Annotated in this window: 9 protein-coding genes; 8 read left to right on the forward strand and 1 reads right to left on the reverse strand. The window is 74.1% G+C overall.

Going from position 1 to position 17245, the window contains the following annotated elements:
• Nucleotides 1–241: 241 nt before the first annotated feature.
• Genes ACIQZN_RS21735 through ACIQZN_RS21765 form a run of 7 tightly spaced genes read left to right on the forward strand, consistent with a single transcriptional unit; the run spans nt 242 to nt 15364 of the window.
• Nucleotides 242–3439, forward strand: a complete 3198-nt coding sequence (locus tag ACIQZN_RS21735) for an amino acid adenylation domain-containing protein (RefSeq protein ID WP_403996216.1) — start codon at nt 242–244, stop codon at nt 3437–3439.
• Nucleotides 3436–8958 (forward strand): amino acid adenylation domain-containing protein, encoded by a 5523-nt coding sequence (locus ACIQZN_RS21740; protein WP_403996219.1) that lies wholly within the window; start codon nt 3436–3438, stop codon nt 8956–8958. Before ACIQZN_RS21735 ends, ACIQZN_RS21740 begins: the two co-directional genes overlap by 4 nt.
• A complete protein-coding gene (locus ACIQZN_RS21745) occupies nt 8955–10454 on the forward strand; it encodes a class I adenylate-forming enzyme family protein (protein ID WP_403996222.1) in 1500 nt (499 codons plus the stop codon). Before ACIQZN_RS21740 ends, ACIQZN_RS21745 begins: the two co-directional genes overlap by 4 nt.
• The gene (locus ACIQZN_RS21750) at nt 10451–13486 is read left to right on the forward strand and encodes an amino acid adenylation domain-containing protein (protein ID WP_403996225.1); all 3036 of its coding nucleotides are present in this window, start codon (nt 10451–10453) and stop codon (nt 13484–13486) included. The genes ACIQZN_RS21745 and ACIQZN_RS21750 overlap by 4 nt, the downstream gene beginning before the upstream one ends.
• The gene (locus tag ACIQZN_RS21755) at nt 13483–13692 is read left to right on the forward strand and encodes an MbtH family protein (RefSeq protein ID WP_403996228.1); all 210 of its coding nucleotides are present in this window, start codon (nt 13483–13485) and stop codon (nt 13690–13692) included. The genes ACIQZN_RS21750 and ACIQZN_RS21755 overlap by 4 nt, the downstream gene beginning before the upstream one ends.
• Complete coding sequence (locus ACIQZN_RS21760; protein WP_403996231.1) at nt 13689–13949, forward strand: acyl carrier protein; 261 nt, start codon at nt 13689–13691, stop codon at nt 13947–13949. Before ACIQZN_RS21755 ends, ACIQZN_RS21760 begins: the two co-directional genes overlap by 4 nt.
• Complete coding sequence (locus tag ACIQZN_RS21765; RefSeq protein WP_403996234.1) at nt 13946–15364, forward strand: condensation domain-containing protein; 1419 nt, start codon at nt 13946–13948, stop codon at nt 15362–15364. Before ACIQZN_RS21760 ends, ACIQZN_RS21765 begins: the two co-directional genes overlap by 4 nt.
• A gap of 18 nt (nt 15365–15382) precedes the next feature.
• Here the strand turns inward: ACIQZN_RS21765 and ACIQZN_RS21770 are convergent, their stop codons facing one another.
• On the reverse strand, nt 15383–16195 hold the full coding sequence (locus ACIQZN_RS21770) for a class I SAM-dependent methyltransferase (RefSeq protein WP_403996237.1): 813 nt from the start codon (nt 16193–16195) through the stop codon (nt 15383–15385).
• A gap of 81 nt (nt 16196–16276) precedes the next feature.
• Between ACIQZN_RS21770 and ACIQZN_RS21775 the strand changes: the two genes are divergently transcribed.
• Nucleotides 16277–17215 (forward strand): aminoglycoside phosphotransferase family protein, encoded by a 939-nt coding sequence (locus ACIQZN_RS21775; RefSeq protein ID WP_403996240.1) that lies wholly within the window; start codon nt 16277–16279, stop codon nt 17213–17215.
• Nucleotides 17216–17245 lie beyond the last annotated feature (30 nt).

Raw genomic sequence — 17245 nt, forward strand, 5'->3', positions numbered from 1 at the left:
GGGTCGGATTTCTCAACTCCACTTGTGTGTACAGGTCTTGCATTGACGCATGCGTGTGCTGTTCATAACATCGCAACACCTGAAGCCGTGAATGACCGGATCTCGCTGATGACGAGACCGTTCGGCCGCCGCGGTATCCCCGTGCCACCGCGTCGCTCCGTCCCCCACACGCTCCACACGTCCCCATTGACCTGAAGCAACCGCACACCACGCCGCTCGGCGTGCGCGCCGAGGGAGTCGGATGAGTACCCAGGCCGTCCAGTCGTACCTGACGCATGGCCAGAAGCGCCTGTGGTTCCTGCATGAGATGGACCCCGGCGACGCCTCGTACAACATTCCGCTCGTGCTGCGCCTCTCCGGAGAGCTGTCCGAGCCCGCCCTCCGCGCGGCCTTCGACGCGGTGGCGGCCCGGCACGAGGCGCTGCGCAGCCGCTTCCCCGCCGAGGACGGCGAACCGGCCGCACTCGTGGCCGAGCCGGGCCCGGTCGACGTGGAATGCCGCGACCTGCGCGGTGAGCCGGACCGGCTCGAACCGCTGATCGCCGAGCGCACCAACCGCGCCTTCGACCTCGCCCGGGGCCCCTTGCTGCGTGTCGCCCTCTTCCGTACGGGAGAGGCCGAGCACGTCCTGTGCGTGGTCCTGCACCACATCGTCGCCGACGGCTGGTCCCTCAACGTCCTGCGCGAAGAGCTGGCGGCCCACTACACCGCACACCTCCGGGGCGGGACCGCCGACCTGCCCGCCCCGCCCGCGCACCCGGCCGAGCACGAGCGGGAAGCGGACGAGGCGCAGGCGCGCGAAGCCCTCGCCTACTGGCGGGAACGCCTGGCCGACGCCCCCGCCCTGGAACTGCCCCTGGACCGCCCCCGCCCCGAACACACCTCACCCGAGGGCGCCTTCCACACCCGGACCCTCACCGGCGCGGGGCCCATGATCGACGCCCTGGCCCGGGCCCGGCGCTGCACCCCGTTCATGGTGCTGCTCGCCGCCTACCAGGCGACCCTGCACCGCTGCACCGGACAACGCGACTTCTGCGTCGGCGTTCCCACGGCGGGCCGTTCCGGCCCCGACGCCGAACGGGTCATCGGCTACCTCTCGCGGACCCTGGTCCTGCGCTCCGACCTGACCGGGACGCCCACCTTCGCCGACCTGCTCCGCCGCGCCCGCACCACGGTGCTCGGCGCCTTCGCCCACGACCGCATCCCCTTCGAGGAACTGGCCGAATCCTTGCGCCTCGACCGGGACCCCGGACGCACCCCGCTGTTCCAGACGATGCTGACCGTCCACACCCAGGACGCCGGCCTGCTGCGCGACGCGTCCTTCGCCGGTCTCGGCTGCACCGAGCTGGACCCCGCCATGCGGGCCTGCAAGTTCGACCTCACCCTCGACGTGCGCCGGGACGGCGAGGACGTGGTCGCCGTCTTCGGCTACCGCACGGACCTGCTCGACGGGGACCGGGTCGCCCGCCTCGCGCGCTGGTTCGAGATGCTGCTGCGCGGAGCGGCGGACGGCCCCGACACCCCGGTCCACCTCCTGCCGCTGCTGGACGAGGAGGAGCGCGCCGCCCTGGACGCGGCCGGCCGGGGTCCCGCGCTGCCCGGGGGCCCGTCCACCGTGCACGACGCCCTCGCCCTGACCGTGCGCGACCGCCCCGGCGGCGAGGCCCTGCGCGGGCGCGACACCTCGCTCTCGTACGCCGGACTGTGGGACGGCGCGGGCAGCCTCGCCGGACGGCTGGCCGCCGAGGGGGTGCGGCGCGGGGACACCGTCGGCGTGCTGCTGCCGCGCGGACCGCACGCCGTCGTGGCCATGCTCGCCGCCTGGCGCGCCGGCGCCGCCTACCTCCCCCTGGACCCCGACTACCCGCCCGCCCGGATCGCGTACATGGTCGCGGACAGCGGCGCCCGCACCGTCCTGACCACCCGCGACACCCCATCGCCCGAGCTGCCCGGGAGCGTCCGGACGCTGTACGTGGAGGACGCCGCCCACACCGGCCCGGCGGGGGCGGAGCCCACTGACCCCACCGCGCCCCACCCCGACGACCCCGCGTACCTCGTCTACACCTCCGGCTCGACCGGCAAGCCCAAGGGCGTCCTCGTCCCGCACCGGGCGCTCGCCGAGCGGGTGCGCTGGATGCGCGAGGGGTACGGAATCACCGCCGACGACCGCGTCCTGCACTGCGCCTCACTCAGCTTCGACACCTGCGCCGAGGAACTGTTCCCCGCGCTGGCCGCCGGGGCCACCCTCGTCGTGGCCGACCCCGGCGCCCCGCTGCCCGACCAGCTGACCGAGGACTTCACCTCCGACGTCACCGTCATGGACCTGCCCACCCCGTACTGGCAGCACCTCGTCGGCGACCCGGACGTCGTCCCCTGGCCGGACGGGCTGCGGCTGCTGATCCTGGGCGCCGACCAGGTCCAGGCCGCCGCCGTCGGGGCCTGGCGCGAGCGGTTCGGCGACCGGGTACGCCTCGTCAACTCCTACGGCCCCACCGAGACCACCGTCATCGCCACGACCGCCGACCTCGGCGACGCGGACTCCCGCGCCCGTCCACCCATCGGCACCCCGATCGGTGGCGTCACCGCCACCGTGTGCGACGAGCACGGCGGCCCGGTCCCGCCCGGCACCCCCGGCGAACTCCTCATCGGCGGTACGGGGGTGACCTACGGCTACACCGGCCGGCCAGGCGCCACCGCGCGCGCCTTCGTCCCCGACCCGTACGGCCCGCCGGGCGCCCGCCGCTACCGGACCGGCGACCTCGTGCGCCGCAGGCCCGACGGCGCCCTGGAGTTCCTGGGAAGGCTGGACGGCCAGCTCAAGGTGCGCGGCTACCGCGTCGAGCCCGGCGAGACCGAGAGCGCGCTCCTCGCCCAGCCCGGGATCGCCGAGGCGGTGGTCGTCGCCCACCGCGACACCCTGGTCGCCTACGTCGTCCCCGCCGCCTCGGGCATGGATCCCGCCGCCGTGCGGAGCGCCGTGGGAGCGCTCCTACCGGCCCACCTCGTGCCCGCCGCCGTCCTCGTCCTGGACCGGCTGCCGCTCACCCCGAACGGCAAGCTGGACCGCGCGGCCCTGCCCGCGCCCGAGCAGCGCCCCGAACTCCGCGCCGGCTATCTGGCCCCGCGCACCGAGGCGGAGGAGCTGGTCGCCGACATCTGGCGCGAGGTGCTGGACGTCGAACGGGTAGGCGCCCTGGACGACTTCTTCGACCTCGGCGGGCACTCGCTCCTCGCCACCCGGGTCATCGCCCGCGTCCGGGCCACCGCCGAACTCACCGTTCCCCTGCGCACCCTCTTCACCCACCGCACGGTCGCCGCCTTCGCCGGGGCCGTGGAGGCCGCCCTGATGGCCGAGATCGACGCCCTGTCCGAGGAGGAGGCCGCCGCCCTCCTCGCCTCGGACGGCGCCACCCTGGAAGGAACCGGAACGCCGTCATGAGCGACACCACCACATCCCCCGCCGGCCTCTCCGACGCCAAGCGCGCCCTGCTCAGCCGCCGGCTCAAGACCGGCCGCGCCGCCGCGTCCCGCCCCGTCGTGCCCCGGAGACCCGAGGGCGCCGTGCCGCCGCTCTCCTTCGCGCAGGAACGCCTGTGGTTCATGGAGCAGTTCGCGCCCGGCACCGCCGCGTACAACATCCCCGTCGCGCGCAGGCTGCGCGGCGAACTGGACCGGGAGGCACTGGCCCGCGCCCTGGACACCGTCACCGCCCGCCACGAGACGCTGCGCTCCCGCTATCCGGTGACCGACGACGGCCGCCCGGTGCTGGAGATCGCGGAGCCCGCGCCCGCGCCACTGCCCTTCGTGGAGGCTCAGGACGAGGAGCACGCGGCCCGGCTCGTCGACGAGGCGGGGGCCGAGCCCTTCGACCTGGCCGCCGGTCCTCTTCTGCGGACCCTGCTCGTACGCGTATCCGACCGCGACCACATCCTGCTGCTGGTCGTCCACCACAGCGTCAGCGACGGCTGGTCCAGCGAGATCCTGGTCTCCGAGATCCTGCGCTGCTATGCGGCCCGCATCGAGGGGGACGGCGACCCGCTCCCCGAACTACCCGTGCAGTACGGCGACTTCGCGCAGTGGCAGCGGGACCGGCTGAGCGGGGACGCGCTCGCCGCCGAAGTCGCCTACTGGGCGGACGAGCTCGCCGGAGTGGAACCGCTCGTCCTGCCCACCGCCCGGCCCCGCCCGGCACGGCAGACCTTCGACGGGGCCGGCTACGGATTCCGGGTGGAGCGTGAACTCCTCGACCGGCTCGCCGCCCTCGGCAAGGCGCACGGCGCCACGATCCACATGGTGCTGCTCGCCGCCTTCCAGGACCTCCTGGCCCGGTTCAGCGGACAGCGCGATTTCGCCGTCGGGTCACCCGTCGCCGGCCGCCCCGAGCCGGAACTCGAAGGCCTGGTCGGCATGTTCGTCAACGTCCTGGCACTGCGCGCCCGGCTCGACGGCGATCCCACCTTCGCCGAGCTGCTGGAACGCACCCGCGAAACCTGCCTGGAGGCCTACGCCCACCAGGAGTTGCCGTTCGCGCAGCTGGTCACCGAGCTGAACGTGGAACGCGATGTCTCCCGCTCCCCGGTCTTCCAGGCGGTGCTCGCCGTCCAGAACTACGCCACCGGGCGCCAGGCCACCGCCGGTCCGGGACTCGACGCGGGGACCTACGGCCTGCGCGCCTCGGGTACCCGTTTCGATGTCGAACTCTTCCTGATGGAGTGGCCGGACGGGCTGCGCGGCGCCTTCAACTACAACACCGACCTCTTCGCCGAGGCCGACATCGCCCGGCTCGCCGCCCACCTCCACCGGCTGCTGCACGCGGTGGCCGACGAGCCCGACGTGCCGCTGTCCGGACTCGACCTGCTCGCGGATGACGAACGCGCCCTGGAGATCGCTGACTTCAACCGTACGGAGGTGCTGGTCCCGGCCGACGCCACCCTGGTCTCCCTCATCGCCGAGCAGATCGCGCGCACCCCCGACGCCACCGCCGTGACGGGCGACGACCGCAGCCTCACCTACGCCGAACTGGACGCCGCCGCCGACCGCATCGCCGCCCGGCTCGTCGCGGCCGGCACCGGCCCAGGGGACGTCGTCGCCGTCGGCGCGGAACGCTCCCCGGACCTGGTCGCCGCACTCCTCGCCGTACTGCGCACCGGCGCCTGCTACACCCCGCTCGACACCGAATACCCGCCCGAACGGCTCGCGTTCATGCTGGACGACAGCGGCGCGCGGGTGCTCCTGACTCAGCGGGACATTCCCGTCCCCGAGGGCTGCCGTGCCACTGTCCTCTACCTCGAAGACGACGATCCGCTTCGCGGGAGCGCTCCCACGACGGGTGTTCCGACACCGGACGATCCCGCCTACCTCATCTACACCTCCGGCTCCACCGGCCGTCCCAAGGGTGTGCCGAACACCCACCGCGGCATCGTCAACCGCCTGCTGTGGATGCAGCGGAGCTATCCCATCGGTCCCGAGGACTCCGTGCTCCAGAAGACGCCGGCCGGGTTCGACGTCTCCGTATGGGAGTTCTTCTGGCCGCTGATGACCGGCGCGCGCCTTGTGCTGGCCCGTCCCGGGGGTCAGAAGGACGCCGCCTATCTGACCGAACTCATCCGTTCCGCACCCGTCACCGTGGCCCACTTCGTCCCCTCGATGCTGCCGCTCTTCCTCGCCGAGGAGGGGGCGGGGCGGTGCACGGCCCTGCGTCGCGTCGTGTGCAGCGGCGAGGCGCTGCCGCCCGACGCGGTGCGTGCCTTCCGCGAGGCGCTGCCCGGCTGCGCCCTGGCCAACCTGTACGGGCCCACCGAAGCGGCGGTCGACGTGTCGGCCTGGGAGTGCGCGGGGCCGTCCGATGTGGTCCCCATCGGCTTCCCGGTCGACAACATCCGCCTCTACGTCCTGGACCGGGCGCTGCGGCCGGTGCCCCCGGGCGCCCCCGGTGAGATCCACATCGCCGGGACCGGGGTGGCCCTCGGCTACCACCGGCGCCCCGGCCTCACCGCGAGCCGGTTCGTCCCGGACCCGTACGGCCCGCCAGGCTCGCGGCTCTACCGCACCGGCGACCTGGGCCGACGCCGCCCCGACGGGGCCCTGGAACACCTCGGCCGCACCGATCAGCAGTTCAAGCTGCGCGGCCTGCGCATCGAACCCGGCGAGATCGAGGCGGCCCTGCGCGCCCTGCCCCCGGTGAGCGAGGCGGCCGTCGTCGTACGCGAGGACACCCCGGGGGACAAGCGGCTCGCCGCCTACCTCGTCACCGCAGGCGAAGGGCCCGCGCCCGACCCGCAGGAGCTGCGCACCGCGCTCAAGCAGGTGCTGCCCGATTACATGGTGCCCGCCTCCTTCACCGCCTTGCCCGCCCTTCCCCTCACGCCCAACGGGAAGCTGGACCGGCGGGGGCTGCCCGCCCCGCAGATCCACCGGGCGACCGGCGCGGCCAGTGCGCCCGGGACCCCGGCGGAGCGGGTGCTCGCCGCGATCTGGGGGGAGGTGCTCGGGCTGGACGCGGTCGGTGTGGACGAGGACTTCTTCGACCTCGGCGGCCACTCGCTCCTCGCCACCCAGGTCGTCGCCCGCGCCCGCAGACTGCTCCCGGAGGCGGGCGCCCGGCCGGTCAGTGTGATGGACCTGTTCACCTGTCGGACCGTCAGGGACCTGGCCGCGCTTGCGGACACCCCCGAGGAAGCCCGGGGCCCCCGCAGACTGCTGCACCGCCTCACCCCGCAGGCCCCGGCCGGACGCCTGCGCGCCACCCTGGTCTGTGTCCCGTACGGCGGGGGCAGCGCGGTCGTGTACCAGCCCGTCGCCGACCTCCTGCCGGAGGGCTACGAGTTGTGGTCCGTCGCCATTCCGGGCCATGACGTCGGTGTGACGGAGGAGCATCTGCCGTTCGGGGAACTCGCGGAGAGCCTGGCCGCCGAGATACGCGAACGGGTCACAGGCCCGCTGATCGTGTACGGGCACTGCGGTGTCGGCACCGCCCTTGCCGTGGCGACCGCACGGCTGCTCGAAGCGTCGGGCCGCGAGCTCGAAGCGGTGTACGCGGGTGCGCAGTTCCCCTTCGCCAAGCCGCGCGGACGCGTGCTCGGCGCCCTCTCCAAGGTGGCGTCCCTGGAGTCGCTGCTCGGCAACCGGGTGTACGTCAACTGGCTCACGGGCATGGGCGTCGACACCTCCCAGCTCGACCGGGAGCAGACCGAGTTCATCGTGGGCAACATGCGCCGCGACAGCCAGGCCGCCGAGGAGTACTTCACCGGGGCGATCGCGGACGTCGAGGCCGGCGCCCCCAGGCTGCGGGCCCCGCTGGTGTCGCTCGTCGGCGACCGCGACCCGGCCGCCGACTTCTACCAGGAGCGCTACCGGGAGTGGCTGCTCCTCGCCGAGCGCTCGGCGGTAGCGGTCATCGACCAGGGCGGCCACTTCTTCGTGAAGTACCGGGCCGCCGAGGTCGCCGAGGCGGTGACGAGCGTCCATCAGGCGATCCGCGAGGAGACCACCGAAGCCCTGCCCGAACGCTCCCCGGACGCGGCCTGGTGGTTCCACGCGGAGACCGGACCGCCGGGTGACGCCGAGGCGGACCCGCCGGACGGTGACGACGTGAAGGCCGCGGGCGCCCCCGCCCCCGGGGCCGCGCGCTTCCTGGCCGTCGTGCTCGGGCAGTTGGGCTCGATCCTGGGTTCCGCGCTCACGGAATTCGCCCTGCCCGTCTGGATACTGCTGGAGACGGGCTCCCTGGCCCGCTTCGCGCTGTACTCGGTCGTCGCGATGCTGCCCGGCATCCTCGTCGGCCCGCTGGCCGGTGCCGTCGTGGACCGGTTCGACCGGCGCAAGGTCATGCTCGCGGGCGACCTCGCGGCGGGGCTCAGCCAGGTGGCCATGCTGTGCCTGCTGCTCGGCGGCGCACTGGACACCTGGTATCTGTACGTGCTGCTCGGCGTCCTCTCCGTGGCGCTCACCTTCCAGCGCCTCGCGTACAGCTCCGCGATCCCGCAACTGGTCCCCAAGCGCTATCTCGGCCACGCCAACGGCATCGTCCAACTCGCCTTCGGTGCAGCTCAGTTCGTCGTGCCACTCGTCGCGGTGGCGCTGATGGCGGGCATCGGTCTGCGCGGCATCCTGATCCTCGACATCGCGAGTTACGTGGTCGCGGTCGCCGTACTCGTCTGTGTGAGGTTTCCCCGCACCCTGCCCTGGACCCGCCGGGAACCGGTCATCGAGGAGATCAAACAGGGTTTCGCCTACACCTGGCGGCACCGGGGCTTCCGGTCGATGCTCCTGTGGTTCGCCGCGCTCAACCTCTTCCTGTCGCCGCTGTTCCTCCTGGTGACGCCCCTGGTGCTGTCTTTCGACACCCTGGACGGGGCGGCGGCGGTCGCCACGGCGGGCGGGGCCGGGGCCGTCGCGGGCGGTCTGATCATGGGGGTGTGGGGCGGGCCCCGCAGACACCGGGTGCGCGGGATGCTCGCGCTGGCCGGGGTGTTCGCCCTGGCCGGGGCCGTGACCGGGCTGCGCGCCGACCTCTGGGTGATCGGTGCCGGTGCCTTCGGGATGTCCTGCGCCATCGCCCTGGTCAACGGGGTGTACTCGACCATCGTCCAGGTGAAGGTCCCGCAGCGCTTCCACGGCCGCGTCTTCGCCCTGAACACCATGGTCGCCTGGTCGACCCTCCCCATCGGCCACGGACTCGTCGCACCCCTGGGCGCGCGGCTGTTCGACCCCTTGCTGGCCGACGACGGGGTGCTGGCCGACAGTGTGGGCCGGGTGCTGGGCACGGGGCCGGGGCGCGGGATCGGGCTGATGTACCTGCTGTGCTGCCTGGTCATGCTGGCGCTGGTGGCCCTCGCCCTGCGGCTGCCGGTCCTCGCCCGCTTCGACCGCGATGTGCCGGACGCCGAACCCGACGACCTCATCGGACTCCGGGAACGCGCGGCCGCGCTCACCGCCTCCGCGGGGGACGACCGATGACCCGTATCGCGCCCCCGGGCTCCCTGATCGAGCTGCTGGTCCACCGCGCCGCCCTCCACCCGGACCGCGTCGCCCTCCGCAACGGGCCGCGCGCCCTGGACTTCGGCACCTGGCACGACCGGGCCGCCGCCCTCGCCCACGGCCTGCTCGCCCGTGGTCTGCGCCCCGGCGACCCGGTCGGGCTGCGCTACGGCAGTACGGGGTGGACCGATTACGCGGTCGCCTACTGCGGGGTGCAGTGGGCGGGCGGCATCGCCGTACCCCTGTCCGACCGGCTGGCCCCGGCCGCCACCGCGCACATCGTCGAGGACAGCCGGTGCGCGGGTGTCCTGCACGGCGAGGGCGGGCCACCGTCCCGGCTGCCCGCAGGGGTGTGGCAGGCGTCCGCAGAGGACATCGAGTCCGGGGAGACCGGTGCCGGGGACGGGTTGCCGCTGCCCGACCCGTCCGCACCGGCGCAGTACCTCTACACCTCCGGCACCACCGGCCTGCCCAAGGGCGTCCGGGCCACCCACGCCAACCTCGCCCACGGCTGCACGCTGGACGAACGCCGCAGGCCCCTGCGCCACTCGCGCACCTTCCTGCACAGCTTCCCGATCGGCACCAACGCCGGGCAGACGATGCTCGTGAACTGCCTGGACACGGCGGCCTGCGGTGTAGCCGCCCCGCAGTTCACCCCGCTGCGGTTCGCCCGGCTCATCGAGGAGCACGCGGTCGGCAGCCTCTTCCTGGTGCCCGCCACCGCCATCGAACTGCTCGCCTCCACCGCCCTCACCCGCCGCGACCTCAGCACGGTCAAGCTGGTCGGTTCGACGGCGGCGGCACTCCCGCAACCCGTCGCGCTCCGGCTGTCGCAGGCGTTCCCCGGCGCGCAGATCGTCAACTACTACACCTCCACCGAGGCAGCGCCCGCCCAGATCACCCTGCTCTTCGACCCCGACCACCCCGACTCACCCGGCCGGCCCGCCGCACTCGACCACCTGCGCATCACCGACTCCGAAGGGCGCCCGGCGGCCACCGGTGAACCGGGCGAGATATGGCTGCGCTCACCCACCGCGCCCCGCGCCTACCTGGGCGCCCCCGACACGGACGCCGAGGTCTTCCGGGGCCGCTGGGTGCGCATGGGGGACATCGGGCGGCTCGACGCGGACGGCCACCTCCACCTGCTCGACCGGGAGCGCGACGTCATCAAGTCCGGCGCCCACAAGGTGTCCACGCTCCAGGTCGAGAACGCGCTGCACGCCCACCCGGACATCGCCGACGCCGCCGCCTTCGGCATCCCGCACCCGGTGCTGGGCAGCGTCGTCGCCGCCGTCGTCGTGCCCCGGCGGGAGGAGCCGGACACCACCCGGCTGCGGGCGTTCCTGCTCGACCGGCTCGCCGCGCACGAGCTGCCGGCCCGGATCCTCTTCCGCGCCACCCTGCCCCGCAACGAGGGCGGCAAGGTCCTCAAACGTGAACTCCACCGGCTCCTGGACGACGAGGCGACCCCATGACCCCCTCCTTCGAAGCACCGGCCCCGCTCGACCCGGCCCAGCACGGCCTCTGGGTCACCGAGCAGACGCTCGACACCGGTTCGGCGTACCACCTCAGCCTGGCCCTGCACTTCCAAGGGCCTCTGGACCCCGCGGCCCTGGCGGCGGCCTGGGGCGACTGCGCACGGGCCACGCCCGTGCTCACCGCCCGGACCGATCCCGCCGGGCCCGGCCTGTTCCCCGGGGAGGCACCGCCCCTGCGGCTGGTCACCGCCGCGTCCGACGACCTCGGCAAGCTCCGCGACGAGGAGACCGGCGCCCGCTTCGGGCCGGGCGAGCCCCTGATACGCGCCACGCTGTTCACCACCGCCCCGGACCGGCACCTGCTGCTCGTGGTCGCCCACCACCTCGTGTTCGACGGCGAGTCCAAGGATCTCCTGGTCACCGGACTGGCCACGGCGTACCGGGCGGTGACGGGGGAGCGCGACGCGCCCTTGACGGCCGAGGCGCCGACGCCCCCGCAGCCCGTCTGCGAGACGGCCGTCCAGGACGCGGCCCGTTTCTGGGCCGATCGCTGGCGCGACAGCCCCGCACCCGCCCTCCCCGGCCTCACCGCCCACCACGCGGACCCCGTCGCCCCCGCCCCCGGCAGCGCCTGCGGCTTCCGGCGCGACGGGGAGTGGCACGCCCGGCTGGTGACCGCCGCCGCGACGCTCGGCGTCACCCGGTTCGAACTCCTCACGGCGGCCTGGCACGCCCTGCTGCTGCGCTACGGCACCACCGCCCCGGCCACCGCGGTCGAACTCTCCACCCGCGTGCCCGGCGCGCCCCGGCAGGCCGGCCTCCACGTCAACGAACTGCCCCTCTTCACCCACCCACGCCCGGACCTCACCTTCGCGGACTTCGCCCACCAGGTCCGGACCGAGCTGCGCGCCCTCTACGCCCACCGCACCGTCCCCCTCAGCCGTGCGGTGCGCGGACTCACCCCGCGCACCGCGCTGTGCCCGGTCTCCCTCAGCTACCGGCGGCGCGACACCTCCCGGCCCGCCGACTTCGGCCCCGGCCTCGATGTGCGCACCGAGTGGACCGGCTTCGCGCACACCGCCCGGAACATCGCGCACCTCCAACTGGTCGACGCCTCCGACAGCCTGGAAGGCAGCCTTCAGTACCGCACGGCCGCCTTCGAGAGCGAGGCGCCCGTCCGCGTCCTGGACCACTTCCTCACCCTGCTCGACGGTGCCGTCGCCGCCCCGGACACCCCCCTCGGCCGGCTGCCGGTCCTGCCACCCCGGGAACGCGCGACGCTGCTCGCCGACACCACCCGCGCCCCGGGCAACGCCCCCGCCACCCTGCCCGAGCTGTTCGCCGCCCAGGCCGCCGCGACCCCGGACGCCGTCGCCGTCATCGAGGGCGACACCAGCCTCACGTACGCCGAACTCGACGCGGCCGTCCGCCGCCGCGCCCACCGGCTGCGCGCCCAGGGGGCCGGGCGCGGTGCCCTCGTCGGTATCGCGCTGCCCCGCTCGGCCGCCCAACTCATCGCCGCCCTCGGCACGCTCACCGCCGGTGCCGCCTACCTGCCGCTCGACCCGGACCACCCGGCGGAGCGCCTGGCGTTCCTGCGCACCGACTCCGGGATCACACTGGAGGCCGCCGGCGACCCGGGGCCGGAGGACCTGGGCCGGCTCCCCGAAGCCCCGCCGGCGGCCGCGCCGCCCGCCCTCACGGACCCCGCCTATGTGCTGTACACCTCCGGCTCCACCGGTGTGCCCAAGGGCGTCGAAGTGTCACACGCGGCCCTCGCCAACCTCCTCGCCGCCCTGCGGGACACCACCGGCACGGGCCCCGGCAGCCGCTGGCTCGGGCTCACCTCGCTCTCCTTCGACATCTCCACCGCCGAACTCTTCCTGCCCCTGGTCACGGGCGGCACCGTCGTCCTCGTCCCCGAGGGCCGCCACCGCGACGGCACGGCCCTCGCCGAGCTGGTCCGCCGGCACCGCCTCACCCACGTACAGGCAACCCCCAGCGGCTGGCGCACCATGCTCGCCGCCGGGCTCGACGCATCGGACCTGGTGGCCCTGACCGGGGGAGAGGCCCTGCCGGATGCCCTGGCCCGCGAACTGCGCGCCTCCGTCGGCCGGTTGGTCAACGTGTACGGGCCGACCGAGACGACGGTCTGGTCCACGGCCGCCGAGCTCGGACCCGATGACCCCGTCACCATCGGCCGCCCGCTGGCCAACACCCGCACCTATGTCCTGGACGCCCGTCTTGAGCCCCTGCCGCAGGGGCTGACCGGCGAGCTGTACATCGGAGGCGACGGCGTCGCCCACGGCTACCGGGGCCGCCCCGGACTCACCGCATCCCGCTTCGTCCCGGACCCGTTCGGCCCGCCCGGCGCCCGCCTCTACCGCACGGGCGACCTCGTCCGGCTCACCGCCGACGGCCGCATCGCCTTCGCGGGCCGGTCCGACACCCAGGTGAAGGTGCGCGGCCACCGCATCGAACTCGGCGAGATCGACACCGCCCTCGGCAGCCACCCCCAGGTCGCACAGGCGGTGACGGTGCTGCGGGAGGCCCCGGACGGCGAGCCCGGACGGCTGGTCGCCTACGTGGTGCCCGCACCGGCCGGCGTACCGCCGACGCCCGACACCCTGCGCGAGCACCTGGCCCGTCAGCTGCCGGCGGCGGCCCTGCCCGACGCGTACGTGACCCTCGACGCCATGCCGCTCACCCCCAACGGCAAACTCGACCGGGCCGCCCTGCCCGAACCGCCGCGTGAACGGGCCACCGGCGGAACCCCTGTCGCGGACGCGGGCGACGACGGCATCACCGGCACCGTCCTCGCCATCTGGCGCGAAGTGCTCGATCTCGACGACCTCGGCCCCGACGAGGACCTGTTCGACCTCGGCGGCCACTCCCTGACCATCACGGCCATCGCGGGCCGTATCCGCAAGGAGTACGGCGTCGCCGTGCCCTTCGACGTGTTCTTCGACAGCCCCACCGTCCACGGCGTCGCCGCGTGCGTCGCCGCACTCATCGAGGAGAACCAGTGAACACACCCGCCCTCCGCTATCTGGTGGCGGTCAACGACGAGGAACAGCACGCCCTTTGGCCCGCCGGAACACCCTTGCCCGCCGGCTGGCGTGCCGAGGGGTTCAGCGGCACGGAGGACGAGTGCGTGGCCCATGTCGACCAGGTGTGGCCCGACATCAGGCCCCTGAGCCTGCGCCGCCGACTGGCCGGGAGGGAGGACAGTTGAGCACCGCGCAGGACCCGGTCACCGATCCACGCGCCCGGATCGCCGGGCTCATCAGCGACGCCATGGACGGGCAGCTCGCCGCGGCCGAGATCCTCACCGCCCGGGGCACCCTCACCGAACTCGGTGTCAGCTCCCTGGCGTTGCTCCGCCTAGCCGACACCTTGGAGGACGAGTACGGCGTGGAACTCGACCTGGCCGACCCGGCGTTCTACCAGGAGAGCGTCGACAGCCTGGCGGCCCGGCTGGTGGCGGAATGAACGGCCTCGCCACCGCCCGCACCCTGCACATCCCCTTCGCGGGCGACAGGGCGGGCACGGCACCCCTCACCTGGGGCCAACGGGCCATCTGGAACGCGATTCTGCGCACCGCGCCCAACGACATCTACTTCAACATCGGGCGCCTGCTCCCACTGGGAGAGCGCGGACGGGTCACGGACCTGCCCCGGCTCGCCACCGCCCTCACCGCCCTGCTGGAACGCCACGAGGCGCTGCGCACCCGGCTCTACGACGGCGAGGGCGGCGAACCCCGCCAGTCGCTCACCGACTGCGGCGCCCTGCCGGTCACCGTGGTGGACGAGCCCGACGCCGACCGGACCGAGGCCACCGCACGTGCCCTGCTGGACGAACTGACCGCCACCCGCTTCGACTACGCGCGGGAATGGCCGCTGCGCGTCGGCGCCGTCTGCCACCGGGGCCGGGTCACGCACGCGGCCCTGGTCCTTTGCCACCTCGCGGCCGACGGCCAGGCCGCAGAGCAAGTCGTACGCGACCTGCGGCTGCTGGTGCGCCGGGGCTCGGCCGGGCGGCCCCCGCGCACCAACCCCCTCGACCTCGCCCGGGACCAGCACACACCCGCCGGTGTACGTCGCAGCGAACGGGCCCTCGCCCGCTGGGAGTCCTTCTACCGGACCATGCCGCCGACGATGTTCCCCCGGCAGGCCGCCGCACCCCGCACCCCCCGCTTCTGGAGCGGCCGGCTGGTGTCCGAGGCGCTGATGCGGGGGACGGACACACTCGCGGCCGCGCACCGGATCAGCGGATCGACGGTCCTGATGACCGCCCTGGCCGCCCTGGCCGCCGCCGAGGGCGGCCACCCCGCGGCCGCCATGATGCCCATCGTCGCCAACCGGGCCGCCGAGGACCGGCGCGACCTGGTGGCGATGCTCTCCCAGGACGCGCCGTTCCTGCTCGACACCACCGGCGCCGAACGGTTCACGGACCTGCTGCCGGTGGCCTGGCGCGCGGCCCTGGCGGGATACCGGGCCGCGTCCTACGACCCGGTCGCCTGGGAGGCCCTGCGCGAGCGCGTCGGCCGGGAGCGCGGCACCCCCGTACACCCGTACTGCTGCTACAACGACCAGCGGTTCTTCGTACGCCCGCCGGACGAAGGGCCACCACCGAGCGCGGCGGAGCTGCGCTCCGCACGGGCCCGTACGGAGTTCGGTTTCCCGGCCACCGAGGACAAGCTCGGCTGCCGGTACTGCGTCCACGTCACCGAGGAGGAAGGCGTCCTCGCCGTCATGCTCACCGCCGACACCGCCTACCTGCCGCCGCCCAGGATCAGGGCGCACCTGTGGGCGCTGGAGGAGGTGGTCGTCGCCTCGGCGTGCGGTGAGGCCCCGCTCCTCGCCGGCCTCCCGGCTCTTCTGGCGCGTGCGGAAGCGGCCGCCTGACGGGTGACCAGCGCCTGCTCACGGCTGCCGCGGCCGGCGCCCCCACGCGGAGATCATCGGCGCCGTCGCGAGGTCGAGGAGGCCGGTCTCCACGTTCGCGAGATGGCGGTCGATCTCCTCGTCCGTGGCCAGCCCCGCCGCCGCCAGGCGGCCACGGATCTGCCGCACCGTCGCCGCCTCCAGGACCGTGCACGCCGGCGAGGTGACCGGGAAGTACGCGTCGGCCCGGACATCGTCGAGACCCGCCTCGCGCAGCAGCCGGGGCAGCGTCCTGCCGTACTCCAGATCCGCGCCGCGCCCGGCCATCAGCGACCGGAAGCCCGAGCGCAGCCGGTTGGCGAGCCGCTGCTCCGGCCCCGACTCGTCCGGGCACAGCAGCGGCTGCAAGCCCGGGTCCGCGTCCTCCAGCAGCAGCACGCCACCCGGCCGCAGCGCCCGGACCATCCGGCGCAGCGCCTCCGCGCGGTCGGTGACGTGCACCAGGACCAGCCGCGCGTGCACCAGGTCGAAACCGCCCTCCGGCGGCGGGTCGGCGGCCACGTCATGGGCCCGCACCTCGATCACCCCGCCGGCGACGCCCTCGGTCCAGGACACATCGATATCGGTGGCCACCACCGCCCCGTCCGGGCCGACCCGCTCGGCCAGACCGAGCGGCACGGACGGCCCGCCCGCACCGACCTCCCAGCACCGCATGCCGGGCCCGATGCCCAGCTGATCGACATGGCGGAACGTCACCGGGTCGAAGAGTGCGGAGAGCGCGCCGAAGCGGATGCCCGCCTCCGACTGCTGGTTGTCCAGGAGATAGCCGTGATCCGATTCGTGCTGAGCCATGGCGCAATTCTGACAGCCTGGCCGGAAAGGGCCGCATGGTCCTGGAAAAGGGTTCGACATGCCGGCGCGCGGGGCCGTGTGATGGCCCGGAGCGCCCGCCGCACGCAGTGGGCCGAGGACAGGGAACCGCCGTTGGCAGCCACGAGCGACCGCCCCGCGATCGACACCCCACTGGTCAGGCGGCTGGTCGACAGCCAGTTCCCGCAATGGGCCGGACTGCCGCTGGAACGGCTCGCCCAGACCGGTTCGGACCATGTGATCCACCGGCTCGGCCGCGAGCTCTCCGTACGGCTGCCGCGCTACGCCGGTGCGATCGGGCAGGCCCGCAAGGAGCTCACCTGGCTGCCCCGGCTCGCCCCGCACCTTCCGCTGACTGTCCCCGAGCCGGTCGCGGTGGGGCAGCCGGGCCTCGGATACCCGTGGCCCTGGGCGGTGACCCGCTGGCTGGACGGCGAGCCCGCCACCGTCGAGGCCCTGGGGGATTCGGAGGAGGCCGCCGTCGCGCTCGCCGGATTCCTGACGGCCCTGCACAGCTTCGAGCGCGGCGGGCTCCCGCTCACCCCCGACATCGACCGCAGCTCGGAGTCCCTGTACGGCCGGGACCACGCCACGCGCGCGGCGATCGCCGCGCTGGACGGGGTGTTCGACGCCGGGGCCATCACGAAGGTGTGGGACGCGGCACTGGACGCGCCCGCCTGGGACCGGCCCCCGGTCTGGGTGCACGGCGACTTCCACACCGGCAATCTGCTGACCCGCGACGGCCGGCTCAGCGCGGTCATCGACTTCGGCGGGTTCGGCCTCGGCGACCCGGCCTGCGACCTGATGATCGCCCACACCCTGCTGTCGGCGGGCAGCCGGGCCGCCTTCCGCGAAGCGCTCGGCCCGGACGACGCGACCTGGACACGGGGGCGCGGCTGGGCCCTGGCCACCGGGTTGAACGCCTACTCCTTCTACGGCGCCACCGACCCGCGCATCGCCGCGCAGACGACCCGGCAGATCCACGCGGCCCTCGCCGGATAGCGTTCCCGGACCCGGTCGACCGCGCGGAAC

It is taken from the genome of Streptomyces sp. NPDC097595, from assembly GCF_044761525.1.
GTDB lineage: Bacteria > Actinomycetota > Actinomycetes > Streptomycetales > Streptomycetaceae > Streptomyces > Streptomyces drozdowiczii_A.